Source organism: Streptomyces sp. NPDC043738, assembly GCF_056436545.1.
Window position 1 is genome coordinate 1 of record NZ_JBWKCJ010000019.1, and the last position, 24,822, is coordinate 24,822.

The 24,822-nt window shown below is 73.7% G+C and carries 23 protein-coding genes; 10 read left to right on the top strand and 13 right to left on the bottom strand.

Translation table 11 applies throughout. The features are described 5' to 3' along the window. Nucleotides 1-111: 111 nt before the first annotated feature. The 7 genes from AC0680_RS23680 to AC0680_RS23710 all read right to left on the bottom strand — a co-directional run bounded on the left by AC0680_RS23680 (nt 112) and on the right by AC0680_RS23710 (nt 5,972). Nucleotides 112-1,326 carry an acyl-CoA dehydrogenase family protein gene (locus AC0680_RS23680; protein ID WP_478632047.1) on the bottom strand — a complete coding sequence of 405 codons (1,215 nt, stop codon included), beginning with the start codon at nt 1,324-1,326 and terminating at the stop codon, nt 112-114. Between the two features lie 7 nt (nt 1,327-1,333). After that, nucleotides 1,334-2,386 (bottom strand): phosphotransferase family protein, encoded by a 1,053-nt coding sequence (locus AC0680_RS23685; protein ID WP_478632049.1) that lies wholly within the window; start codon nt 2,384-2,386, stop codon nt 1,334-1,336. 173 nt (nt 2,387-2,559) lie between these two features. Next, nucleotides 2,560-3,489, bottom strand: coding sequence for an MBL fold metallo-hydrolase (locus AC0680_RS23690; RefSeq protein WP_478632052.1), 930 nt, complete (start codon nt 3,487-3,489; stop codon nt 2,560-2,562). 124 nt (nt 3,490-3,613) lie between these two features. After that, nucleotides 3,614-3,976 (bottom strand): DUF202 domain-containing protein, encoded by a 363-nt coding sequence (locus AC0680_RS23695; RefSeq protein WP_478632054.1) that lies wholly within the window; start codon nt 3,974-3,976, stop codon nt 3,614-3,616. Between the two features lie 3 nt (nt 3,977-3,979). Then, nucleotides 3,980-4,390 carry a YidH family protein gene (locus AC0680_RS23700; RefSeq protein ID WP_478632055.1) on the bottom strand — a complete coding sequence of 137 codons (411 nt, stop codon included), beginning with the start codon at nt 4,388-4,390 and terminating at the stop codon, nt 3,980-3,982. 42 nt (nt 4,391-4,432) lie between these two features. Beyond that, the gene (locus AC0680_RS23705) at nt 4,433-4,966 is read right to left on the bottom strand and encodes an NUDIX hydrolase (protein WP_478632056.1); all 534 of its coding nucleotides are present in this window, start codon (nt 4,964-4,966) and stop codon (nt 4,433-4,435) included. Between the two features lie 112 nt (nt 4,967-5,078). Continuing rightward, complete coding sequence (locus tag AC0680_RS23710; protein WP_478632058.1) at nt 5,079-5,972, bottom strand: DMT family transporter; 894 nt, start codon at nt 5,970-5,972, stop codon at nt 5,079-5,081. Nucleotides 5,973-6,185: 213 nt separating this feature from the next. Between AC0680_RS23710 and AC0680_RS23715 the strand changes: the two genes are divergently transcribed. The 6 genes from AC0680_RS23715 to AC0680_RS23740 all read left to right on the top strand — a co-directional run bounded on the left by AC0680_RS23715 (nt 6,186) and on the right by AC0680_RS23740 (nt 12,548). Next, a complete protein-coding gene (locus tag AC0680_RS23715; RefSeq protein WP_478632060.1) occupies nt 6,186-7,841 on the top strand; it encodes an FAD-binding dehydrogenase in 1,656 nt (551 codons plus the stop codon). Between the two features lie 249 nt (nt 7,842-8,090). After that, nucleotides 8,091-9,077: a hypothetical protein gene (locus AC0680_RS23720; RefSeq protein WP_478632318.1), complete on the top strand. Its 987-nt coding sequence runs from the start codon at nt 8,091-8,093 to the stop codon at nt 9,075-9,077. A gap of 87 nt (nt 9,078-9,164) precedes the next feature. Further along, on the top strand, nt 9,165-9,920 hold the full coding sequence (locus tag AC0680_RS23725) for a molybdopterin-dependent oxidoreductase (protein ID WP_478632061.1): 756 nt from the start codon (nt 9,165-9,167) through the stop codon (nt 9,918-9,920). Continuing rightward, nucleotides 9,904-10,572, top strand: coding sequence for a cytochrome b/b6 domain-containing protein (locus AC0680_RS23730; protein WP_478632063.1), 669 nt, complete (start codon nt 9,904-9,906; stop codon nt 10,570-10,572). Before AC0680_RS23725 ends, AC0680_RS23730 begins: the two co-directional genes overlap by 17 nt. A gap of 153 nt (nt 10,573-10,725) precedes the next feature. Further along, a complete protein-coding gene (locus AC0680_RS23735) occupies nt 10,726-11,289 on the top strand; it encodes a helix-turn-helix domain-containing protein (RefSeq protein WP_478632320.1) in 564 nt (187 codons plus the stop codon). Beyond that, complete coding sequence (locus AC0680_RS23740) at nt 11,286-12,548, top strand: MFS transporter (protein WP_478632065.1); 1,263 nt, start codon at nt 11,286-11,288, stop codon at nt 12,546-12,548. Before AC0680_RS23735 ends, AC0680_RS23740 begins: the two co-directional genes overlap by 4 nt. On the opposite strand, the gene AC0680_RS23745 is transcribed toward AC0680_RS23740, so the two are convergent. Both AC0680_RS23745 and AC0680_RS23750 read right to left on the bottom strand, forming a co-directional pair. Beyond that, a complete protein-coding gene (locus AC0680_RS23745; RefSeq protein WP_478632067.1) occupies nt 12,524-13,681 on the bottom strand; it encodes a sensor histidine kinase in 1,158 nt (385 codons plus the stop codon). The genes AC0680_RS23740 and AC0680_RS23745 overlap by 25 nt on opposite strands. Then, complete coding sequence (locus tag AC0680_RS23750; protein ID WP_478632069.1) at nt 13,681-14,445, bottom strand: response regulator transcription factor; 765 nt, start codon at nt 14,443-14,445, stop codon at nt 13,681-13,683. The genes AC0680_RS23745 and AC0680_RS23750 overlap by 1 nt, the downstream gene beginning before the upstream one ends. Before the next feature lie 307 nt (nt 14,446-14,752). On the opposite strand from AC0680_RS23750, the gene helR reads away from it, so the two are divergent. Both helR and AC0680_RS23760 read left to right on the top strand, forming a co-directional pair. Next, complete coding sequence (helR, locus tag AC0680_RS23755; RefSeq protein WP_478632072.1) at nt 14,753-16,978, top strand: RNA polymerase recycling motor ATPase HelR; 2,226 nt, start codon at nt 14,753-14,755, stop codon at nt 16,976-16,978. A gap of 85 nt (nt 16,979-17,063) precedes the next feature. Beyond that, nucleotides 17,064-17,870: a class I SAM-dependent methyltransferase gene (locus AC0680_RS23760; protein WP_478632074.1), complete on the top strand. Its 807-nt coding sequence runs from the start codon at nt 17,064-17,066 to the stop codon at nt 17,868-17,870. On the opposite strand, the gene AC0680_RS23765 is transcribed toward AC0680_RS23760, so the two are convergent. Continuing rightward, on the bottom strand, nt 17,867-18,268 hold the full coding sequence (locus AC0680_RS23765; RefSeq protein WP_384438879.1) for a (2Fe-2S) ferredoxin domain-containing protein: 402 nt from the start codon (nt 18,266-18,268) through the stop codon (nt 17,867-17,869). The genes AC0680_RS23760 and AC0680_RS23765 overlap by 4 nt on opposite strands. 143 nt (nt 18,269-18,411) lie before the next feature. Here AC0680_RS23765 and AC0680_RS23770 point away from each other — a divergent pair, with 143 nt between their 5' ends. Next, nucleotides 18,412-19,839 (top strand): cytochrome P450, encoded by a 1,428-nt coding sequence (locus AC0680_RS23770; protein ID WP_478632079.1) that lies wholly within the window; start codon nt 18,412-18,414, stop codon nt 19,837-19,839. A 328-nt stretch (nt 19,840-20,167) separates the two neighbouring features. Further along, nucleotides 20,168-21,802, top strand: coding sequence for an ABC-F family ATP-binding cassette domain-containing protein (locus AC0680_RS23775; RefSeq protein ID WP_478632081.1), 1,635 nt, complete (start codon nt 20,168-20,170; stop codon nt 21,800-21,802). A 10-nt stretch (nt 21,803-21,812) separates the two neighbouring features. Here AC0680_RS23775 and AC0680_RS23780 read toward each other — a convergent pair whose 3' ends face one another. The 3 genes from AC0680_RS23780 to AC0680_RS23790 form a co-directional block, all read right to left on the bottom strand. Beyond that, nucleotides 21,813-22,487 carry an HAD family hydrolase gene (locus tag AC0680_RS23780; protein WP_478632084.1) on the bottom strand — a complete coding sequence of 225 codons (675 nt, stop codon included), beginning with the start codon at nt 22,485-22,487 and terminating at the stop codon, nt 21,813-21,815. A gap of 111 nt (nt 22,488-22,598) precedes the next feature. Beyond that, nucleotides 22,599-23,360, bottom strand: coding sequence for a Bax inhibitor-1/YccA family membrane protein (locus tag AC0680_RS23785; protein ID WP_478632086.1), 762 nt, complete (start codon nt 23,358-23,360; stop codon nt 22,599-22,601). 96 nt (nt 23,361-23,456) lie between these two features. Further along, nucleotides 23,457-24,821: a hypothetical protein gene (locus AC0680_RS23790; protein ID WP_478632088.1), complete on the bottom strand. Its 1,365-nt coding sequence runs from the start codon at nt 24,819-24,821 to the stop codon at nt 23,457-23,459. Nucleotide 24,822: the final 1 nt, after the last annotated feature.

Here is a 24,822-nt window from a genome sequence, read left to right on the forward strand (position 1 = left end):
CCCCCCCCCCCCCCCCCCCCCCCCCCCCCCCCCCCCCCCCCCCCCCCCCCCCCCCCCCCCCCCCCCCCCCCCCCCCCCCCCCCCCCCCCGCCGTCGGCGTCTGCTGTGCGCCTACAGGTACTTCTTGAGCTCACGGCGCGCCAGCGACCGCTGGTGCACCTCGTCCGGGCCGTCCGCCAGCCGCAGCGTCCGCGCGCCGGCCCACAGCTCGGCCAGCGGGAAGTCCTGGCTGACGCCGCCCGCGCCGTGCAGCTGGACCGCCTTGTCGAGGATGTCCACGACCGTGCGCGGGGTGGCGATCTTGATGGACTGGATCTCGGTGTGCGCGCCCTTGTTGCCGACGGTGTCCATCAGCCAGGCGGTCTTCAGCACCAGCAGCCGCAGCTGCTCCACCGCCACCCGGGCGTCCGCGATCCACTCCTGGACCACACCCTGCTGCGCCAGCGGCTTGCCGAACGCCGTACGGGCCACCGCGCGCCGGCACATCAGCTCGATGGCGCGCTCGGCCATGCCGATCAGCCGCATGCAGTGGTGGATCCGGCCGGGGCCGAGCCGGGCCTGGGCGATGCCGAAGCCGCCGCCCTCCTCGCCGATCAGGTTGCCCGCCGGCACCCGTACGTCGTGGAAGAGCACCTCGGCGTGGCCGCCGTGCCAGTGGTCCTCGTAGCCGTAGACCTGCATGGCCCGCTTGACCTCGACGCCGGGGGTGTCGCGCGGCACCAGGATCATCGACTGCTGGCGGCGCAGGTCGGCGCCGTCCGGGTCGGTCTTGCCCATCACGATGAAGATCTGGCACAGCGGGTTCATCGCCCCGGAGATGTACCACTTGCGGCCGTTGATGACGTATTCGTCGCCCTCGCGGGCGATATGCGTCTCGATGTTGGTGGCGTCCGACGAGGCCACCTCCGGCTCGGTCATCGCGAACGCCGACCGGATCTCGCCGGCCAGCAGCGGCTCCAGCCACTGCTTCCGCTGCGCCTCGTTGCCGAACTGCGCCAGCACCTCCATGTTGCCGGTGTCCGGTGCCGCGCAGTTCAGCGCGGTGGGCGCCAACTGCGGGCTGCGGCCGGTGATCTCGGCCAGCGGCGCGTACTGGAGATTGGTCAGCCCGGCGCCGTGCTCGGCGTCCGGCAGGAAGAGGTTCCACAGCCCCTGCCGGCGGGCCTCGGCCTTGAGGTCCTCCACGACCGCGGGGGTGTCCCACGGCGAGGCGAGCGCGGCGCGCTGCTCGCGGGCGGTCTCCTCGGCCGGATACACATGCTCGTCCATGAACGCCAGGAGCCGTGCGCGCAGCTCCTCGGTACGGGCGTCGAATGCGAAGTCCATGGGTGCCTCAGCCTTCCTTGAGGGTGGTGAGTCCGCGGTCGATGAAGACGGGGACGAGTTCGCCGATCCGGTCGAACCCGGCGCCGACGGTCTGGCCGAGCGTGAAGCGGTAGTGGATGCCCTCGAGGATCACGGCGAGCTTGAACCAGGCGAAGGCGGTGTACCAGGCGATCGAGGAGGTGTCCCGGCCCGAGCCCGCGGCATAGCGCGCGATCAGCTCTTCGGGGGCCGGGTGCCCGGGCGCGCCGCTGGTGGTGCTCACCGGCGACTCGGGCAGGCCCAGGTCCGAGCTGTACATCACCAGCAGGCCGAGGTCGGTCAGCGGATCGCCGAGCGTGGACATCTCCCAGTCCAGTACGGCCTTGATGGTGTCATCGGCTCCCACCAGGACGTTGTCGAGGCGGTAGTCGCCGTGCACGACGGCCGGCGCGGGCGAGGCGGGCAGCGCCCGGCCCAGCGCCTGGTGCAGCTCCTCGATGCCCGGCAGGTCGCGGTTCTTCGACGCGCTCAGCTGCTTGCCCCAGCGCCGCAGCTGACGCTCCAAGAAGCCCTCCGGACGGCCGAAGTCGCCGAGCCCGGCGGCCTCGGGGTCCACGGCGTGCAGCGCCACGAGCGTGTCGACCAGGGAGAGCACCACGGCCCGGGTGCGCTCGGGGCCGAGCGGGGCGAGCTGGCCGGCCGTGCGGTACGGGGTGCCCTCGACCAGCTCCATCACATAGAAGGGCGCGCCGATCACCGCCTCGTCCTCGCACAGCAGCAGCGTCTCGGGCACCGGCACCGGAGTGCCGTGCAGCGCGCTGATCACCCGGTGCTCGCGCCGCATGTCGTGCGCGGTGGCCAGCACATGGCCGAGCGGCGGCCGGCGGACGACCCAGGAGGCCGCGCCGTCGGTGACGCGGTAGGTGAGATTGGACCGCCCGCCCTCGATCAGCTGCGCGCGCAGCGGGCCGCCGGCCAGCCCCGGCCGCTCCCGGTCCAGGTGCGCGCGCAATCGGGCCAGGTCGAGGCCGGGAGGGTCCTCCCGGCCCGGGGCCTGAGGGGGCGGCGTGCCCTTGCTCATCGTGCTCCTCCATAACGCAGTGGGCGGTCCATCGGTCGATCGCTGCCCCGATCATGCCGACTAGTCGGTATGGAGTCCAGTGCCGGTGCGTGGGTCGTCGGTCACGCACGGCCCCGGAGGAGGGTTTTCCGCCACCGCCACCGCCACCGCCGCCACCGCTCGCCCGCCGCCGCTCACGCGTGACAGGCCACCGGCACCCCGCCGTTCATCACCGTCATGTCGCCGAATCCCACCAGCGGGTCCAGCGGTGCGCCCGGCTCCCCGCCCGCCAGCTCCGCGTACGCCCGGTGCAGATTCGCCACCAGCCGCTCGCTCTCCGCCAGCTCCGCGAACGGCCCGAGATCCGCGGCCCGGGCCACCTCCAGCGGCGTCCGCCCGGCCGCCCGGCCCTCCTCCGCCAGCCGGCCGACGAACCGCAGATAGCGCTCGATGACGTCGTAGACCTCGGGGCCGGCCGGCGGACCGTGCCCGGGGACGACGGTCTCGGCGTCCAGTGAGCGCAGCAGCTCGAGGGCGCGCAGCGAACCGGTCAGCGACCCCATGAAGACGAACGGGGTGCCGCCGTGGAAGACCAGGTCCCCGGCGAAGACGACGCGCTGCCGGGGCAGCCACACGAGGGTGTCGCCGGGGGTGTGCGCCACACCCGGGTGGATCAGCCGCGCCTCGATGCCGCCGACGTGCAGGGTCAGTTCGTCGGTGTACGTCACCTCGGGCGGGGTCAGGCGGACGTCGCCGTACTCCACCTGCGGCCACACCGCGTGCAACTGGTGGCCGGCGGCCAGCAGCTCGCGGCGGCAGGCGGCGTGCCCGACGATCGTCGCCTCGGGCGCGAAGACGCCGTTGCCGTAGGTGTGGTCACCGTGGTGGTGGGTGTTGACCACGGTGCGCGGCGCCGGCGCGCCGCTCTCCGCGATCCGCCGGCGCAGCAGCCGGGCCCGGCGCTCGGTGGCGGCGGTGTCCACGACCAGGGTGGCGTCGCCGTCGGTGAGGAAGCCGGCGTTGTTCAGGCACCAGCCGCCGTCCGGCTGGATGTAGGCATGGACGCCGGCGGCCAGTTCGGTGAGGTACGGCTCGTCCGTGGTCGGTGCGCTCGCGTCACCCATGAGGGTTCTGCCCCCTTGCTCGATGGTCCGTCACGACCCACCGGCCGGCCACGAGTCGGTCCGCCCCGACGCCGCGAGGGTCGCGTTACGGTACCTCCGCCGGCCCCGGTGGGGGCAGGGCGTCTCAGCGCCCCGGCCGCACCAGTATCGCCGCGCCGCACAGCGCCACCGCGAGCGTGCAGGCGACCAGCAGCAGGGCGGTCCGCGGCGGCAGTCCGGGCGGGCGGTCGGTGGCCATCGCCCGCATCCGGTGGTGCGCGAGTGCCACGAAGGCGAGCCACAGCAGCCCTGTCAGTACCGCCAGCACCGCCTCCACCGGTCCGGGCGCCCGGCTCCGCAGCAGCTGCCGGCCGGCCAGCACCGCCATCGCCGTGGCGGACAGCGTCGTACGCCGCCAGGCCAGCCTGGTCCGCTCCGGCTGTAGTCCGGGATCCCGGTCGCTCGCCGGCCGCGGTCCCGGCCCGCCCGGCCGCGCTCCGCCCGCCATCGGCTAGCCGGTCCAGCCCAGCAGGACCAGCACGGCCACCGCCACCCCGAGCACCCCGACGGCCAGCGCCAGCGCCGTGGGGAAGCGGGAGACCGGCAGGTCCTCGCCGCGCCGCATCGCCCGTTCGCAGCGCACCCAGTGGTTGACCGCCCGCAGCGCGCACAGCGCCCCGCCCGCGAGCAGGACGACGGTGAAGGTCAGCCGTACGCCCGGGTGCAGCCGGGGCAGGAACTGGTCCACCGCGAACCCGCCGCCGATCAGCGCCAGGCCGGTGCGCAGCCAGGCGAGAAAGGTGCGCTCATTGGCGAGCGAGAAGCGGTAGTCGGGGGTCGCGCCCTCCTCGCGGACCCGCGCGGGCGAGCACCACAGCCGCACGGCCGCGACGGCCGACCGCAGTCCGTCGGTGAGGATCATGGCCGAAACCCTAATTGCCGGCCCGGCGCACGGCCCGTCGCATCAGACCGCTCCCGTCTCCCGCAGCTCCAGCAGCCGCCGGTACGCGGCCATGCCGTCCGGCGTCCAGGGCCACTGGTCGAGCCGCCGGATCAGCTCCTCCTCGGGCAGGAACGCATGCCAGTCGATCTCCGCCTCCTGCGGCGCGACCGGCAGGGTGCAGCGCACCTGGTAGACCGCGGACCACCAGGTGTGCTCCGCGGTCTCGTAGAGGAACTTGAACAGCGGCTCGGGCTGCCGCAGACCCTGTACGCCCAGCTCCTCCTCCGCCTCGCGCAGCGCCGCCGCGTCGTAGCTCTCGCCGGCGCCGACCACCCCGCCCACGAACATGTCGTAGTGGGAGGGGAAGACGAGCTTGTGCGGGGTGCGGCGGTGTACGAAGATCCGGTCCTCGTCGTCCCGGACGAGGACGAAGGCGCAGCGGGTGCGCATCCGGCGGGCGTAGGTCTCGCCGCGCGGGGCCTGTCCCACGACCTGATCGTTCTCGTCGACGACGTCGAGGATCTCGTCCGCGTTGAGCGGTTGCTGATCGGTCATGGGGCCATGCAACCACCACAGGGGCGGCGCGCACCCGCCGGGGGCGGGCGACTCGGCGGCTCACCACCCCGCCCGGTCGGGCCGCGGCTCCCGCGCACCCTCACCCGCCGCGTCAGCGCGGCTGCATCTCCACCGCGTCCTCGGTCCGGCCCGTTCCCGGCGGCATCGCCGGATGGGTGCCGATCAGGACGATGCCCGCGACGACGGCCATGATCCCGGCCACCTCCCACACCAGCGCCCCCGCCGTCACCTGCAGCCGGTCGCCGAGGAAGCCCACCCCGCAGGCGATCCCGGCCAGCGGCTGGGCGGCGGTCAGCGCCGGCAGCGACAGCCGCAGCGGCGCCGATTCGAAGGCGCTCTGCACCATGACCAGCGCCAGCACCCCGAGCACGACGATGGCGTACGGCTGCCAACTGGTCACCAGCGCCGGCCAGCCGCCCCGTTCGAAGTGGTCACCGCTGATCCGGGTCAGCGCGTCCTGCACGCCGTAGACCAGGCCCGCCGCGATGCCCAGCAGCGCGGCCTCCAGGCTCACATGGGTCCGCTCCCGTTTGGCGACGGCCGCCAGCAGCAGGGCGGTGCCCAGCACCATCCCCATGATCAGCCACTGCCACAGGTGATCGGGGCTCCTGGACCCGCCCTGCGGCTGGCCGGCCACGATGAAGGCGGTGACCCCGCCCGCCAGCAGCCACAGCCCGGCCCACCCGGTGCGGCCGAGCCGCTGCCGGGTCAGCCGCCGGGACAGCGCCATCGCGAACAGCAGATTGGTCGCCAGCAGCGGCTCCACCAGAGTGATGTCGCCCATCCCCAGCGCCAGCGCGCCGAGCGCCATCCCGACCACCATCAGCCCGATACCGGCCAGCCACACCGGCATCCGCACCAGGTCCAGCAGCAGTCGCAGGGAGAGGTAGTCCTTCATCGGCGCGCGCTGCGCCGCGGCCTGCTGGAGCACGAAGCCCGACCCCAGACAGCAGGCCGCTCCGAGGGCGAGCAGTATCACCGTCACGTCGCACACCTCGTATCACGCGGGGCGGGGGATGCGCCTGAGGACAGCCATCCGGCGGCGGGGGATGGGTGGCCCTGATCACTGCCCATTCTCCCGCGCGCCCCCGCGTACTGCGCGGTAATCAAACGGTTGACGCGGCGGTCGGGCGCGCTGAGGATCGTTCCACCACGGCGGCCGGTGCGCGCCGGCGTGCCCCGGTGAGGAGATGCAGAGATGGCGTACGACGCTGATGTGATCGTGATCGGAGCGGGGCTCGCGGGGCTGGCGGCCACCGCGGAACTGGTGGACGCCGGGCGCACGGTGATCCTGCTCGACCAGGAGCCCGAGCAGTCCTTCGGCGGGCAGGCGCACTGGTCCTTCGGCGGCCTCTTCCTGGTGGACTCGCCCGAGCAGCGCCGGCTGCGGATCCGCGACAGCCACGCCCTCGCCTGGCAGGACTGGCTGGGCACGGCCGGCTTCGACCGTCCGGAGGACCACTGGCCGCGCAAGTGGGCCGAGGCGTACGTCGACTTCGCCGCCGGGGAGAAGCGCTCCTGGCTGCACCGGCAGGGCGTGCGGTTCTTCCCCGTCGTCGGCTGGGCCGAGCGCGGCGGCTACGACGCGACCGGGCACGGCAACTCCGTCCCCCGCTTCCACGTCACCTGGGGCACCGGGCCCGGCCTGGTCGCGCCGTTCGAGCGCCGGGTGCGGGCCGGGGCCGCCCGCGGTCTGGTCGACCTGCGCTTCAGGCACCGCGTCACCGGGCTCTCGCGCAGCGCCGGCAGCGTGGACACGGTCAGCGGCGAGATCCTCGAGCCCTCGGACGTGTCCCGCGGCAGACCCAGCAGCCGCGAGGTGGCCGGCGCCTTCGAGCTCAGGGCGCAGGCCGTGATCGTCACCTCGGGCGGTATCGGCGGCAACCACGAGCTGGTGCGCGCCAACTGGCCCGAACGACTGGGCACACCCCCGCGGCGGATGCTGTCGGGCGTACCCGCGCATGTGGACGGCGAGATGCTGGGCATCGCCGAGGGCGCCGGCGGCCGCCTGATCAACCGCGACCGGATGTGGCACTACACCGAGGGCATCGACAACTGGAACCCGATCTGGCCGATGCACGGCATCCGGATCCTGTCGGGCCCGTCCCCGCTGTGGCTGGACGCCCGCGGCAAGCGGCTGCCGGTGCCGCTGTTCCCCGGCTTCGACACCCTCGGCACGCTCGAACACATCATGCGTACGGGCCATGACCACACCTGGTTCGTGCTCACCCGGAAGATCATCGAGAAGGAGTTCACGCTCTCCGGCTCGGAGCAGAACCCGGACCTGACCGGAAAGAGCATCCGCGAGGTCCTGGGCCGGGCCCGTTCCGGTGCGCCGGGGCCGGTGCGGGCGTTCATGGACCACGGTGCGGACTTCGTCGTCGAGCGTTCGCTGACCGACCTCGTACGGCGGATGAACGCGCTGACCGAGGAGCCGCTGATCGACGAGGCCGCGCTGCGCGACGAGATCGTGGCCCGCGACCGCGAGATCACCAACTCCTTCACCAAGGACCTCCAGGTGACCGCCGTGCGCGGGGCCCGCAAGTACCTGGGCGACCGGCTGATCCGCACCGCGGCCCCGCACCGGCTGCTCGACCCCAAGGCCGGCCCGCTGATCGCCGTACGGCTGAACATCCTCACCCGCAAGACGCTCGGCGGCCTGGAGACCGACCTCTCCTCGCGGGTGCTGGCCGACGGCGGCGCCCCTCTTCCCGGCGTCTACGCGGCGGGCGAGGCGGCCGGGTTCGGCGGCGGTGGGGTGCACGGATACCGCTCGCTGGAGGGCACCTTCCTCGGGGGCTGCCTCTTCTCCGGGCGTACGGCGGGCCGGGCGGCGGCCCGGGCGGTGGCCTGACGGGAGGAGAGCGGATTCCGGCAGGTGGCCGGCCAATCCCGTGATGCGGAAGGGAAGTTGGCGGATCCGGCCATTCCCCTTCCCGCCTTGACGCGGAGCTCTGCGTAGCGCTTTGCTGTGGGTGATGACTGGTGCGGACCAGTCCGTCACCCTCTGCACAGGCGCGTGCGTATCGGGCCCCACCCCCTGACGACGGTGCGGTGCCCGGTCGGCGCGGCGCGCCATGGAGCCCCCTGACCCGTGACTTCGATGTCCCCTTCCCCCTTGCCCTCGGCCACCCCGCCGGCCCTGCGCCGCGCCCGCTGCCCGGACGCACCGGTCCTCGCGCCGGCCCTGGACGACACCCAACTGGCCATCGCCGCCGATGCGCTGGCGCTCGGCCAGTGGGCCCGGGTGCGTACCCTGCTGGCCGAGACCGGCGCGGACTGGGACCGGCGCGGACACCGATTAACGGTCCTGGCCGGCTGCCCCGGCAGCGCCGCCTGGGCCGGCGACTGGCGGCTCGCCGAGCCGGACAGCGGCGACGCCGCCACGCTCGTGGCTCTCGCCACCGTCCGGCTCGCCCTGCGCGGCGAGGCCGGTGTCGCCGCCGCCGCCGAGGCCTGCGCGGCCGCCGCCCGGATGCTGCCCGACGACCCCACCCCCTGGCTGGGCGCGCTGGTCCTCGCCCGCCGCACCGGCACCCCACAGGCCCGCGCCCATGCCTTCCGCCAGATACGGGCCCGCCACCCCGACCACCACCATGCCCACCACCTGATGGCGGCCTGCCTGGCCGAGCAGCAGCCGGCCGGCGCCGACGACCCGGCGCACCCGGTCGACGCGTTCGCCGCCCGGGCCGCGGCCCGCGCCCCCGCCGACTCCCCACTGGCCCTGCTCCCCGTCGTCGCCCACGCCGAGCGCTACCGCGTACGGGCCGCCGCCGGCCTGGAGCCCCCCGACCCCGCGGACTCCGGCCACTGGTCCACCCGTCGTGCCCGCCGGCTCCTGCGGTCCGCCTTCGACTGGTGGCTGGAGTGGGAGGGCGAGGACCATCCGCGCGGCAAGGTCGACCTCAACTTCCTCGCGCACGCGACGTTCCACGAGGGGAGGATGGCCGAGGCCGCCGCCCTCTTCCAGCGCATCGGCCCGCACCTGACGCGTGCGCCGTGGTCGTACGCGGGCCGCGACGCCGAAGGCGCCTTCCAGGCCGCCCGCGACACCGCCCTGCGCCGGGCCCGCCGCCACGCGGACCGCTGACCCCGCGGGGGCCGAGGACGATGACGAAAGTCTGACGCCCATGCCCGGACGCTGGCCCCGGAGCGCGCGCGGTGCTCGAATCGAGGGGTGACCCAGGACCCGAATCCGGCCCGCTCGGCGGACCACGACGGCGAGGACGGGCGCGGCACCCCCGTAGGGCGCCGCGTGCTGCTCGGCATGCTCGCGGCCGGCGCCGCCGGCGTCGCCGCCGCTCCCCTCCTGCAGCGCGCCTACGACAGCACCATCGGCGCCGCCGCCCAAAAGGACCCCACCGGCCTGTCCGGACTGCTCCCGGCCGGCGGCGGCTTCCGCTACTACTCGGTGACCGGCTCCGTACCGCGCAAGGACGAGCGCGGCTACCGCCTCACCCTCGACGGCCTGGTACGGCGCCCCACCGGCTACCGCCTCGCCGACCTGCGCGCGCTGCCCCAGACCCGGCTCGTGCGCGACGTGCAGTGCGTCACCGGCTGGCGGGTGCCGCACACCTCCTTCGAGGGCGTACGCCTGGCCACCCTCCTCGACGCCGCCGGCGTCCGCCCCGAGGCCGGGGCCGTCCACTTCACCTGCTTCGACGGCACCTACCGCGAGTCCCTCACCCTCGAACAGGCCCGCCGCGACGACGTCCTGGTCGCGCTGCGGATGCAGGACCGGCCGCTCGGCCACGACCACGGCGGACCGGTGCGCCTCTACGTCGCGCCCATGTACTTCTACAAGTCGGCGAAGTGGCTCTCCCGCATCACCGTCACCGACCGGGTCCGGCCCGGCTACTGGGAGGAGCGCGGATATGACGTCGACGCCTGGGTCGGCCGGTCGAACGGACGCGACGATGCCCCGACCACCTGAGCGGACCGCGGCCCGCCCCCGGGTGCCGCGCTTCACCCGCGCCGAACGCCGGGTGCACCGCGCCACCGCCACCCTCATGGCCGTCTGCGTCCTCACCGCGGGCTGCCTCTACCTCCCCTTCCTCGCCCAACTCGTCGGCCGCCGCGCCCTGATGGTGACCGTCCACGAATGGTCCGGCCTGCTGCTGCCCGTCCCCCTGCTGCTGGGCCTGGCCTCCCGTGCCCTGCGCGCCGACCTCCGCCGCCTCAACCGCTTCGGCCCGCACGACCGCCGCTGGCTGCGTGCCGCGGTCCGCCGCCGAGGGGACCGCCCGGCCGGCAAGTTCAACGCCGGCCAGAAGCTGTACGCCGCCTGGCTCGCCGGCGCGGCCTTGGTGATGCTGGGCACCGGCCTGCTGATGTGGTCCACCCTCCCCCAGGCCCTCGGCTTCGCTCGAGCAGGGGGGACCCCCATCGCGCCCCTGGCGTGGCGCACCGGCGCCACCTTCGTGCACGACTGGCTCGCCCTCGCCCTGGTCCTCGTGATCGCCGGCCACGTCGGCAAGGCGTACGGCGATCCCGAGTCCCGCCGCGGGATGCGCACCGGCTCGGTCGACGCCCGATGGGCCGCGCGCGAGCATCCGCTGTGGGAGCCGGAGGACAAGTCACCGTAGCCGTGGCCGAGTTGCCGAACGAAACACAGGGACTTCTCTGCAGAGAACACTATGCAGAGAAGTCTCTGCAACTCTACGCTGGCACCCATGAGCGATGTCCCGCAGCAGCCCCCGGTCCCCGATGCGCCACCCGCCGCCCGTCCCGTGCGCCGCATGGATGCCCGCAGCCTCCGCGGCCTGGCCCACCCCCTGCGGATGCGCATCCTGGACCTGCTGGCCCTCGACGGCCCGGACACCGCCACCGGACTCGGCCGCCGCCTCGGCGAGAACACCGGCACGGTCAGCTGGCATCTGCGCCACCTCGCCGACCACGGCTTCATCGAGGAGGAGACCGGCCGCGGCACCAAACGGGAGCGCTGGTGGAAGGCCGTCCAGGCGGCCCGCCGCCTCGACACCAACGACTTCCGCGACGACCCCGACAGCCGCGGCCCCCTGTCGGTCTATCTGCACGAAACCGTCCAGCGGGACTTCGAGCAGGTCACCACCTACCTCGCCGAGGACTGGGAGCCGTACTGGCGCGACGCCGGCACCCTCCTCCGTCGCCAGGACCTCCGCCTGACCCCACGGCAACTCCAGGCTCTGAACGCCGAGTTGGAGCAGGTCATCGACCGGTACCGGAACCCGGACCCCGACCCGGCGGGCACGGCCGGCGAGGAGGCCCGCCCGGTCCTCGTCCAGCTGCAGTCCTTTCCCCGCCGGGAACGGCACGGCGGATGAGCGGACTGCTGCGCCGGCACCGCGACTTCAGGCTGCTGTGGTGCGGGGAGACGGCGGGCAGGTTCGGCGCGGCGGTCACCGGCGTGGCGATGCCGCTGGTGGCGGTCTCCGTCCTGCACGCCTCCACCTTCGAGGTCGGACTGCTCGGCGCCTGCGGCTGGCTGCCCTGGCTGCTGATCGGCCTCCCGGTCGGGGCATGGGTGGACCGCCTGCCCCGCCGCCCCCTCATGCTGGCCTCCGCCGCGCTGTCGCTGCTGCTCCTCGCCGCCGTACCGCTGCTGGCCCGGTCCGGCAGTCTGGGGCTCGGGTCGCTGCTCGCCGTGGCCCTGCTGACCGGCGCCGCCGCGGTGGTCTTCCAGACCGCGTACAGCGCCTACCTGCCCACCCTGCTCGCGCCGGCCGACCTGCCCGAGGGCAACGCCAAGCTGCACGGCAGCGCCTCGGCGGCGCAGCTCGCCGGCCAGGGGGCGGGCGGCCTCATCGCTCAACTCGCCGGCGCCGTCAACGGCTTGTTCGCCCACGCCGCCACCTTCCTCGTCGCGCTGCTGTGCCTGCTCGGCATCCGGCACCGCGAACCGCCCCCCGAGGCCGCCGGCCGCCCGGCGCGGTCGCTGACCGGCGAGGTCGTCGAGGGGCTGCGGCTGGTCGCCGGAGACCGGTGGTTTCGCACCCTGACCCTCTTCGGCGCCACCTCCAACCTCGCGCTCATGGGCTACCAGTCCCTCCTCCGCGAGGTCGGCCTGGCACCCGGCGCGGTCGGCGGACTGCTGGCGCTGGCCGGCACCGGCGGTGTCGCGGGCGCCTTCGTGGTACGCCGCACCGCCGGCCGGCTCGGTACCGCCCGCGCCATGCTGCTGTGCGAACTCGGCATTCCCTGCACGGCGTTGCTCATCCCGCTGGCCTCCCCGGGCGCCGGGGCACTGCTGTGCGTCGCCGGCGGCTTCGGCGTCTCCGCCGGGGTGGTGGCCGGCAACATCCTCAAGGTGGGTTTCCAGCAGGGCTACTGCCCGCCGCCGCTGCTCGGCCGGGTGGTGGCCGGCAGCGCGTTCCTCAACTACGGCACCCTGCCACTGGGGGCGCTGCTCGGCGGCGCGCTCGGCTCCGCCCTCGGTGTCCGCACCGCCATGTGGATCACCACCGCCGGCGTTCCGCTGGCTGCCCTGATCCTGCTCTTCTCACCGGTCCGGACCGTCCGCGACCTGCCCACCCGCCGCGCCGACCCCGAAGCGGCGACTCAGACCGCCGGCGGCTCCGGCTGAGGCTCCGCCGGCGCCTCGGCCGAGGGCAGGGTGACCTCGAAACGGCAGCCCGCGCCGGCGTTGCGCACCGTCGCCCGGCCGTCGTGCGCCACCACGATGCCGCGCACGATCGCCAGCCCCAGCCCCGCGCCGCCCTCGCCGTCCGCCCGCGGGGTACGCGCACTGCCGCCGCGCCAGCCGGTGTCGAAGACCCGGGCCAGATCCTCCGGCGGGATGCCGCCGCAGCCGTCCTCGACCGCGAGCACCACCCGGCCCTCCTCGTGCCGTGCGCTGACCGCCACCGTGCCGTCGGCCGGCGTCGCACGGATCGCGTTGACCAGCAGGTTTCCCAGCACCCGGGTGATCTGCTGGGCGTCCACCCGCACCGGCAGCGGCAGCACCCCGCCGTCCACCAGCCGCACCCCGCGCGCCCGGGCCAGCGGCCGGGCCCCCGCCAGCGCGTCGTCCACCAGGTCGTACACCGACACCCGGGAGAACGTCAGGGCCAGCGCCCCGGCCTGGATACGGGACAGTTCGAAGAGGTCGTCGACCATCGCGGCCAGCCGCTCCACCTCGATCCGCATCCGGGAGTGGTAGCGGGCGGTGTCCTCGGCGACGCCGTCCTCCAGCGCCTCGGCCATCGCCCGCAGCCCCGCGAGCGGCGTCCGCAGATCGTGCGAGATCCCGGCGATCAGCTCGCGCCGGGAGGCGTCCAGCGCCCGCTCCCGCTCCCGTGCCTCGGCGAGCCGTCCACTGGTCTCCTCCAACGCCCTGGACAGCGCCGCCAGTTCGGCCGTCGGCGGCTCGGCGGGCGCCACGAATCCGCCCGCACTGCCGACCGTACGGGCCGATCGCGCCAGCTCCCTGCTGCCCGCCGCGATCCGCCGCCCGAAGAGCAGCGCGGCCGCCAGCGACACCACCCCGGAGACCGCGACCACGGCCATCACCACGCCCAGGTCGTGCCCGGACAGAAACATCGCCTGGGCGACCGCCACCGTCCCCGCCGCCATCGCGGCCACCGCCAGCGCCGCCACCGCGAACAGCGACAGCGCGACCGAGCGCCGCCGCAGCGCCCGCACCGCGGGCGCGGCCAGCAGCCCCGCCAGCGCCGCGCCGAGCGCCGCCAGCGCCACGATGACCAGGAAGTCCGTCATCACTGCGGCTCGCCCTCCGCCGGGTCGAAGCGGTAGCCGGCGCCCCAGACCGTCGTCACCAGCCGCGGTGCCGCCGGGTCCGCCTCGATCTTCTCGCGCAGCCGCCGCACATGTACGGTCACCGTCGACAGATCGCCGAACTCCCAGCCCCAGACCCGGTGCAGCAGTTCCTCACGGGAGAAGACCCTCCCCGGGTTGCGCATCAGGAAGACCAGTAGCTCGAACTCCCGGGCGGTGAGGGAGAGTTCACGTCCCGCTCGGTGGGCCCGCCGCCCGCCGGGGTCGGCGAGGAGGTCACCGGCCCGCAGTACGGCGGCGGGCGCGGCGGCCGGCGGCGCGGACTCCGCGCGGCGCAGCACCGAACCGATCCGCAGCACCAGCTCCCGCGGGCTGAACGGCTTGGTCACATAGTCGTCCGCGCCCAGCTCCAGGCCGAGGATGCGGTCCGCCTCCTCGCCGCGCGCCGTCAGCATCACCACCGGCAGCGCCGGGCCGCCGTCGGCGCGGCGCAGCCGGCGGCAGACCTCCAGGCCGTCGATGCCCGGCAGCATCAGGTCGAGGACGACCAGATGCGGGCGGAACTCCGCCGCCCGGTCGAGGGCGGCGAAACCGTCGGCGGCGTGCGCGGTGGTGTAGCCGGCCCGGGAGAGGTAGCCGGTGACGACCTCGGCGACGGTCGGGTCGTCCTCGACGACCAGGACGCGGCGCGGCGGCCCGTTGGCGGGGACGGGCGGGGGAGTGGGGGGCGGAGTGGCGCGGTGCACGGCGTCAGCGTGCCCTTCTGGGCGGATGCGTCATGGCTACAGCCAACACCAGCGCCCACCGCCGTGCGAGGCCGGGCCCGCTTCCGTAAGACACCGGTAACCGTCAACCGGTGACCGGTACGGCCGCGCACCGAGCCGAGGCCACCGGGGCGCAACGGGAGGGGGAGGAGAGGGAGGAGGGGCGGCAAGGAGGAGCACCCACTCCTCGCCACTCTCAACGTATAGCGCACCGGGGGGCTTGCGGCAAGGCCCCGGTCATACCGCAAAATCGCAGGCCACAGCCCCAGCCCGAGGAAATGCTGACGCCATGAACCCCCTGACCACCAGCGCGTTCGACCTTCCCGACCGTCTCCGTCCCAAGGCCGACCCGGCGCTGATCGCCGCCGACGAGCAGCACTTCGCGGCCGTCGCGGAGAGCCTCGACCAGGCCATCGCCGAGGTGTCCGACCGCCTCGACGCCGAGCGCAGGGCGCCCGGCGGCATCGGGCGGCAGGCGATGGACCGGGACACCGAGATCCACCGGCTGACCGCTCGCCTGCGCGCACTGCGCCGCTTCGGGCTGGACCTGTGCCTGGGACACATGGTCGGCGCGGAGCACCCCGAGCCCGTGTACGTCGGACGCCTCGGCCTGACGGACAGTGAGGGGCGTCGGCTGCTGGTCGACTGGCGCTCCCCCGCGGCCGAGCCGTTCTTCGCGGCCACCCACGCCCACCCGATGGGTCTGGCGAGCCGCCGCAGGTACCGCTGGACCGGCGGCCGGATCAGCGACTACTGGGACGAGGTGTTCACCTCGGACGGGTTCGCCGGCCACGCCGCGCTCGACGACCAGTCCGCCTTCATCGCCAGTCTGGGCGCCAACCGGTCGCCCCGGATGCGCGATGTGCTCGGGACCATCCAGGCCGACCAGGACGCCGTCATCCGGGCGGGGTCCCGCGGCGCGCTGGTCGTCGACGGCGGTCCGGGCACCGGCAAGACCGTCGTCGCCCTGCACCGCTCCGCCTACCTCCTCTACTCCGACCCGCGCCTGGGCCGTCGTCGCGGCGGTGTGCTGTTCGTCGGTCCGCACCAGCCCTACCTGGCCTACGTCGCCGACGTCCTGCCCAGCCTCGGAGAGGAGGGCGTGCGGACCTGCACCCTGCGCGACCTCGTCGCCGAGGGGGCCGGGGCGGCGATCGAGGCCGACCCGGAGGTGGCCCGGCTGAAGTCGTCCGCGGACATGGTGAAGGCGATCGAGACGGCTGTCAGGTTCTACGAGGAGCCGCCCGCCGAGGGGATGACGGTCACGACCGACTGGGCCGACATCTGGCTGAGCGCCGAGGACTGGGCCGAGGCGTTCGGCGCACCGGAACCGGGTACGCCGCACAACGAGGCCCGCGAGCAGATCTGGGCGGAGCTGGTCGCGATCCTGCTGGCCAAGTACGACGGCGACGAGGTCTCGCCCGAGTCGTTCCAACGGTCGCTGCGGCACGACGAAGAGCTGGTCACCACGCTCCACCGCGCCTGGCCGCTGCTCGAAGCGGCCGACCTCGTCGGGGACCTGTGGTCGGTCCCCGCCTACCTGCGGATGTGCGCTCCCTGGCTCGGCCGCGACGAGGTGCGCAGGCTGCAGCGCAAGGAAGCCCCCCAGGCCTGGACCGTCTGTGACCTGCCGCTCCTGGACGCGGCGCGGCAGCGCCTGGGCGACCCGGAGGCGGCCCGCCGCAGGCGCCGGCAGGAGGCCGCCCTCGCCGCCCAGCGCGCGCAGATGACGCAGGTCGTCGACAACCTGATCCAGGCCGCGGCCGACTCCGGCGCCGACGGCGACGACGGCGAAGGCCTGGTGACGATGCTGCGCGGCGAGGACGCCCGGGTCAGCCTGGTCAACGAGGACGAACTGCCCACCGCCGAACCGGATCTTCTGGCGGGCCCGTTCGCGCACATCGTCGTGGACGAGGCGCAGGAGCTGACCGACGCACAGTGGCAGATGCTGCTGCTGCGCTGCCCGTCGCGGAGCTTCACCATCGTCGGGGACCGCGCCCAGGCCAGGCACGGGTTCACCGAGACGTGGCGGGAGCGGCTGGAGCGGATCGGGCTGGACCGGATCGACGTGGCGTCCCTGAGCATCAACTACCGGACGCCTGAAGAGGTCATGGCCGAGGCCGAGCCGGTCATCCGGGCCGCGCTCCCGGACGCCAATGTGCCGACCTCCATCCGCGGCGCCGGCGTCCCCGTCGTCCACGGATCCGTCGCGGATCTGGACGCGGTCCTCGGCGCCTGGCTCGACGCGCATGCCGAAGGGACCGCCTGCGTCATCGGCGCCGGCGACATGGACACCGGCACGTTCCGGGAGACGCCCCGTGTCCGCTCGCTGACCCCCGAGCTGTCGAAGGGCCTCGAATTCGACCTGGTCGTCCTCATCGACCCGGAGGCCTTCGGCGAGGGCGTCGAAGGAGCGGTCGACCGCTATGTCGCGATGACCCGGGCGACCCGGCAACTCGTCGTCCTGAGGACCCCTGGGAGGTGTCTGCCGACGGCACGCCCACTTCGGCGGTGACGCGTGGGTGACGGCTGCTCGCCCCGGGCCGCCAGTTGGCGCCGGCCCCGTCTCATGAGGCACTGATCCGGGGATCAGTAGGGGCATGAGAGATCAACGACTCGACGTGTGGGCGGCCGGGCCCGCCTACGAGCGGTACATGGGGCGGTGGAGCCGTCTCGCGGCGGAGGAGTTCGCGGCGTGGCTCGACTGTGCCGACCATCTGCGGTGGCTGGACGTGGGGTGTGGCACCGGTGCGCTGTCGGCGGCGGTGACCGCCCGGTGCCGGCCCCGAACGGTGATGGGAATCGACCGGTCCGAGGGGTTCGTGGGCTCAGCCCGGGGCGCGGCTCCGGTCTCGACGCACTTCGTCGTGGCGGACGCGAGGGCGCTTCCGGTACGCGATGAGGCGTGGGACGTCGCCGTCAGCGGTCTGACCCTGAACTTCCTTCCCGAGCCCACCGCGGCAGTGGCCGAGATGGCCCGAGCGGTACGGCCGGGCGGCCTGGTTGCCGCGTACGTGTGGGACTACGCCGAAGGCATGGGCTTCCTGCGCCGATTCTGGGACGCCGTCATCGAGGTGGACCCGTCCGCGGCTGCGCTGGACGAGGGGCGTCGGTTCCCCGTATGCCGTCCGGACCGGCTGGGGAAGGTGTGGGCTGACGCCGGACTCGTCGAGGTGTCCACCGCCCCGATCGAGGTGCCCACCGTCTTCGCCGACTTCGCCGATCTGTGGGAGCCCTTCCTGGAGGGGCAGGGCCCCGCACCCGGATACGTGGCCACTCTTGCCCCGGCCGACCGGGACCGAGTACGTGACGTGTTCAGTGCGGCTGTTCCCAGGAGGCCGGACGGTTCCATCGCGCTCACCGCCCGAGCCTGGGCTGTGAGCGGTCGCCCTGACCACAGGCCCTAACCCTCCAGCCCCTCCCGTACCCGCCGTGACACCGTGATCGTGTACAGGTCGAGCACTCCCGGCGGCTCGGCGAGGCCCGGGCCGCCGGCGCGTATCCAGGCGGCGATGTCGGCCAGCGCGTCGTCGTCGTTGACCAGTCCCAGCCAGACCGGGCGACCGCCGGCCGCCCGGCCCGCGGCCGACGGCTGGACCACGACGACGTTCGCCTGGTCGCAGACGTCCAGGCACTCCGAGGCCCGCACCGGTGCCGCACCGTCCAGCGCCGCCCGGAGCCGGGGGATCTGACCGGCATGGTCGACGCCCGGAATCTTCGCCGCGTCGCCGCAGCAGCAGCCGCGGCAGACGGTGACCCGGCACGGGGCTGCGGTGGCCGCTCGGCCGGCACGCTTGTTGATCATCCGGCTCATGCTACGTGGACCTTCGGACTCTCCTTGCCCCCTCCCCCGGAGGAGGCCGGCGGGGGAGCGCGGCGCCGGGATCGGGAACTGGTGTACGCGTCGCCGGGATTTAGCGGGCACACAACCGGGATAGAGATCCCAGCATGTCCCTCACCGACTCCCACCCCCAGCCCGGTTCGTTACCGCGGACCGAGGTACCCGGCCCGGCCGGGCTGCCCCTCCTCGGCTCGATGCTCGACCTGCGGCGCGACTCCCTCGGCACGTTCCTCGACGCCCGGCGCGCACACGGCGACGTGGTGCGTCTGGAGGCCGGTCCGCCCGGTCTGCGCAGTGTGTTCCACGCCGTCTTCGCGCCCGAGGGCGTCCAGCAGATCCTGGCCTCCCAGGCCGCCGGCTTCCGCAAGGACCACCCGCTGTACGAGGAGGTCCGGCAGTCCTTCGGCAACGGCCTGCTCACCAGCCAGGACGACGACTACCTCCGTCAGCGGCGGCTGGTGCAGCCGCTGTTCACCAAGCGCCGGGTCGACGGCTATGCCTCGGCCGTGACGACCGAGGCCGATGCCGTCGTCGGCCGCTGGCGGACCGCGCCGACCGGCACCGTCGACCTGGTCCCCGAGATGAACCGGCTCGCGCTGCGCACCGTCACCCGGATCCTGTTCGGCCTGGACACCGAAGAGGCCGTGGAGGCCATCCACCGGTGCTCCCCGGTCATCAACGCCTATGTCGTACAACGCGCTTACGTACCGGTGAAGATCCCGCGCGGCTGGCCCACCCCCGGCAATCTCCGGGCGCGGGCCGCGACCGACGAGCTCAACGCCCTGTGCGACCGGATCGTCGCGGACCGCCGGGCGGCGTCGGGGACGGCGGACGGCGCGGACGACGAGGGACGGGGCTCCGATCTGCTCTCGCTCCTGATCGCGGCCGGCAACGACGAGGACGGCTCCCTGGACGCCACCGAGGTCCGCGAACAGGTCCTGATCTTCCTGCTGGCCGGGCACGAGACCACCGCGACCTCGCTGGCCTTCACCCTGCACCTGCTCGCCCGGCACCCCGAGGAGCAGACGAAGGTCCGCGAGGAGATCGACCGGGTCCTGGGAGACCGCGCCCCCACGGCCGCGGACCTGGACCGGCTGCCGTATCTGACGCAGGCGCTCAAGGAGTCCATGCGGCTGTACCCGGCGGCGCCGGTCGTCAGCCGCCGGGCCGTGGCCGCCACCGAGATCGGCGGATACCGCATTCCGGCCGGTGCCGATGTGGTCGTGTCCCCCTGGGTCACCCACCGCGACCCGGCGCTGTGGGAGGACCCGGAGCGCTTCGACCCGCGCCGCTTCGCGCCCGAGCGGGAGGCCGCACGCCACCGCTACGCGTGGTTCCCCTTCGGCGGCGGCCCGCGCGCCTGCATCGGGCAGCACTTCTCGATGCTGGAGTCGGTGCTGGCACTGGCGACGCTGCTGCGCGCCTATGAACTCGAGGCCGTGGACCAGGAGGTGCCGGTGGCCGCCGGCATCACCCTCCAGGCCACCGGCCCGGCCCGGGTGCGGCTGCGCCCGCGCCACGAGGCGGGGGAGTAGTCCCCGGGGGCGCCACCTTCGGAGAGCAGGAGGCCGCCGGCCGCCTCCGTCGCCGGCGTGCCACCCCTCCATCTAACGCAACGAAAATAGCGTTTGCTTTTTGGTGGCGCCCCCCGTACCGTCGTTGTCGGTCCCATTGCCGCCGATTGGAGAAGGCCGTTGCTCGTCTGAGGTCCTACAGACACCGCGCCCGCGTATGCCCCGCATCGCGCGGCCCTGTCCGTGACCTCGGAGTGCCCTACGGCGTACCCCGGCGCATCTCGGCGTTCCCGCGGTGTCTCCCCGCGCAGTCCCCCCGCTCACGCACCTCGCGCCTCCGGAGACCTGTATGTCAAAGTCGCCCACCTCCGCGTCCTTCGCGGCCCCCACCTCCATCGTCTGCACCGGCCTCGGCTTCGCCTGGCCCGACGGCAGCCCCGTCCTTTCGGACTTCCAACTCGCCGTGGGCCCCGGCCGTACGGGCCTGATCGGCCTCAACGGATCGGGAAAGTCGACCCTGTTGAAGCTGATCGCGGGCGAACTGACCCCGACCGCGGGCAGCGTCAAGGTGGCCGGCGAGGTCGGCTACCTCCCCCAGAACGCCCCGCTCGACACCCACCTCCGCGTCGACCAGGCCCTCGGCATCGCCGCGGCCCGCGCCGCCCTGCACGCCATCGAGAACGGCGACGCGAGCGAGGAGCACTTCACCGCCGTCGGCGACGACTGGGACGTCGAGGAGCGTGCCCGGGCCACCCTCGACCAGCTCGGGCTGCCCGGCATCGACCTCGACCGCACCATCGGCGAGGTCTCCGGCGGCGAGTCCGTCCTGCTGCGGCTGGCCGCCCTGCTGCTGCGCCGCCCGGACGTCCTGCTGCTCGACGAGCCCACCAACAACCTCGACCGGGCGGCCCGGCAGCGGCTCTACGACGCGGTCGCCGGCTGGTCCGGGGTGCTGGTGGTGGTCAGCCACGACCGTGAACTCCTCCAGCTCGTCGACCGGATCGCCGACCTCCGCGGCGGCGAGATCCACTGGTACGGCGGCAACTTCGGCGCGTACGAGGACGCCCTGGCCGTCGAGCAGGAGGCGGCCGAGCGCATGGTGCGGGTCGCCGAGGCCGACGTGCAGCGCCAGAAGCGCGAACTGGCCGACGCCCACGTCAAGTTGGCCCGCCGGGTCCGCTACGGCAACAAGATGAACGCCAACAAGCGCGAACCGAAGATCGTCATGAACGAGCGCAAGAGAGAGGCCCAGGTATCCGCCGGCAAGCACCGCATCATGCACACCGAACGCCTCAAGGAGGCCAGGGAGCGCCTCGACGAGGCCGCCGAGGCCGTCCGCGACGACGACGAGATCCGCATCGACCTGCCGCACACCGCCGTGCCGCCGGGCCGCACCGTCCTGACCCTGCAAGCCCTGCGGACCCGCTACGGCGCCCGCGCCGACGTGGAGGTGCGCGGCCCCGAGCGGATCGCGCTCACCGGCCGCAACGGCTCCGGCAAGACCACCCTGCTGCGCACCATCGCGGGTGAGATCCCGCCGGAGGACGGAACGGCGCAGGTCCATGTCCCCTACCGCTTCCTCCCGCAGCGCCTGGAGGTCCTGGACGACACCCTGACCGTCGCCGAGAACGTCGCCCGCTTCGCCCCGGACGCCACCAACAACCGCATCCGCGCCCGGCTCGCCCGCTTCCTGTTCAAGGGCGCCCGCGCCGACCAGACGGCCGGCACGCTCTCCGGCGGCGAACGCTTCCGCGCCTCGCTCGCGGCCCTGATGCTGGCCGAGCCGGCCCCGCAGCTGCTGATGCTCGACGAGCCGACGAACAACCTCGACATGGCCTCGGTCCGCCGGCTCGTCACGGCACTGGAGTCCTACGAGGGCGCGCTCCTGGTCGTCAGCCACGACCTGCCGTTCCTGCGGGACATCGGCATCACCCGCTGGCTCGCCGTCGAAGGCGGTGAACTGGCCGACGGCGAACCGCTGTAGACGAGGCTGGTCAGAAGTGCTGCAGCAACTCGGCGAACGCCGAGAGCTGCAGCACCTTCTCGTCCTCGGGGTCGAGGGCGCCGTGCTCCAGGACCCAGGTGTGGTCGTTCGGGATGAACACCGCGTTGAGGCCGGCGGAACGGGCCGGCAGGATGTCCGACTTGGGGGAGTTGCCGATCATCCAGGTCGAGGCCGGGACCAGGCCGTAGGCACGGGTCAGCTCCTCGTAGGTGGCGACGTTCTTCTCCGCCACGATGTGCACACCCCGGAAGTGCCGGGTCAGCCCGGACGCCGCCACCTTCCGCTCCTGCTCCTCGGTGTCGCCCTTGGTCAGCAGCAGCAACTCGTGCCGCCGGGACAACTCGGCGAGCGTCTCGGCCACTCCGGCGATCAACTCCACCCGGTCGCCGGCGAAGGCCGCCGCCCACCCGGCGATCCGGGCCGACTCCTCGGCGGTGGCGACCCGGCCCCGCAGCCGCTGCACACACTCCCCGAGGCTGTGCAGGAACACCTTGCTGCCGTATCCGAGGGTCGGCGCGTTCACCGCCTCGATCCCGTCGAGGAGGGTCCGCACCCCCGCGCGGTCGAGCTCGGGATGCACCATCCAGTCCAGGAACTCGTCGATGACCCGCTCGTAGATCACGTTGTTCTCCCACAGCGTGTCATCGGCATCGAAGATCAGCATCCGCCCGGCCCTTTCTCACACTCCAGCGACCCGCGCACCCTACGCACGCCCGGGTTCCGCCCGCATCGCAATTCCGGGGAGCGCCGCCCCCCTTCGACCGGCTGCCCGGCCTCACCACCACCGCAGGTACGACAGCAGCCGCAGCAGCTCCAGATAGAGCCAGACCAGCGTCATCGCGAGGCCGAAGGCCACGTACCAGGCCCACCGGTGCGACGCGCCGGACTGCAGAAAGCGGTTGGCGGCCTCGAACTCCACCAGGAAGAAGAAGGACGCCGCGGCGATCGCCACCACACTGACGAGGACCGCCACCACTCCGCCGTCCCGCAGCCCGAGATCCGCACCGAACGCCTCCGACGCCACCAGGTCCGCCAGGAACAGCACCAGCAGCCCGATCGCCAGACCGACCGCCCAGCGCGTCACCTTCGCACCGACCCGCACCGCACGGGTGGCGTACGCCGCCAGCGTGCCGGCGAAGAGGCAGCCGGTGCCGAGGACGGCCTGCGTCCCCACGCCCGGGTGCAGACCGTCGAAGAACCGGGTGGCCTCGCCGAGCACGATCCCCTGCACGGCCGCGAACAGCAGCGCCAGCCCGGCGCTGGGCCGGGGCCGGACGCCCAGATAGATGCCGATGCCCAGCCCCGCCAACAGGGCCGGCAGGGCCAGGAACCCGAGTTCGAAGACGACCGTGAGGACGGCGCTCACCGTCAGGACGGCCAGGACCGTCAGGGTCTTGACGACGATGTCGTCGAGCGTGATCGGACGGTCCGGGGCGGCCGAGGGCGCACCGCCGCCGGAGCGGCCCGTGCCGGCCGGCGCGACCGCACCGTCCAGCGTCAGCAGATTGCGGATCGCGGGGTTGCTCGTCGTGGGCACCGGCCCTCCCAAAGAGATCGGAACGTGCGCATCCGTGCTGCTCAACTCCTCATGTGCGAAGCGTGGTCGGCCGGCGACCGAGGCCGCGGCCGCACCTCACTCCACCTCCACGACCGGCCGCGACGCGGGAACGCTCTCCCGCAGCGCGCGGGTCACCTCCGCCACCGCGGGGAACACGCTGTCCCCGCCCGGCGGCGACCCGTACGGCAGCGCCGTCCCCAGGTGATCGCGCCAGGGCGCCGGCACCGCGACCGGCTGGCGGATGCCGGTGAGGACCACGCACTGGACCGCCTCGGTGCTGTGGCGGTGCAGGGCCGAGCGCAGCCGGCCGGGCAGCCCCACCCGCTGCGGCACCGAGGTGTTGAGCAGCCGCTCGCCCAGGCTCTGGCCCTGCGGGGCGAGGTCGCTGCCGCGCAGCTGGTGGATGGTGTCGCGGATGGCGCGGTAGTGGTCGGGCAGCACGCCGCGGCAGCGCAGTACGAGCAGGGGGTGCGTCTGCCCCTCCACCTCACAGGCGATGTCGAACGACATCCGCCGCTTCAGGAAGCCGTAGCGGACCTCGTTGACCACCTGCAGACTCGCCCCCGGCTTCGGTTTACCGGTCTCCGGGGGCGGCTGGCTGTGCAGTCCCCTGAGCTGCTCGCCGACCGTCACCGAACCGGCGAACAGCCGCCGCATGCCCACGGCCACCGCCTGGTGCTCGTACAGCTCCAGCCACGCGGGCAGCCGGCGCACACTGGTGAGGTCCGGCGCCAGCCGCGCGGCCTCCTCCGCGTGCTCCAGCGCGTCACCGCGCAAGCGCTCGCCGAGCAGGCCGATCCGCCGGCGCAGCTCGATCAGCGCCAGCGCGTCGAACCGCGCCGCCCGGTCCGCGTCCTGCCGCCCGCCGACGCCCTCCAGCACGCCGGCGAGGATCTGGGTGGGGCCGGCGTCGGCGGACCAGTCGCGCCGCCGGGCCAGTTCGGTGAGCCGGTCCAGCGCGTAGGGGGTCAGCCAGGCCCGGCTCTCGACGAAGCCGCCCCAGTCGCGCGACTCCAGCCCGTGCCGGGCGGCGAGCCGGGGCAGCCGGGCCAGCAGCGCCAGCAGCAGCAACTCGGCGTCGTCGATGCCGTCCTGCCGGTGCCCCGCCTCACGCAGCGCCCCGGCCAGCTGGTGGGAGTCGAAGAGCGTCGCGAAGACATCGGGCTCCGGACACTGCAGGACCTCCGCGAGCAGCGGCTGAGCGGTCGGCCCGACCAGCAGATGCAGATGCCGCCCGGTGAACGTGGCCGGCAGCTCCGGCGGGGTGAACGCGGCGTGGATCCGCGCGGCCAGCTCCGCCAGCCGGCTCTCCGCCTCGCGCAGCCGCCCGATCCGGTGCAGCAGGTCATGCGCGGCGAAGTTGCCCAGCGCCTCCTCCACGGCCGCCGTCGCACGCTCCGACGTCCGCACCATCCAAACGACGTACAGCTCGTTGTCCATC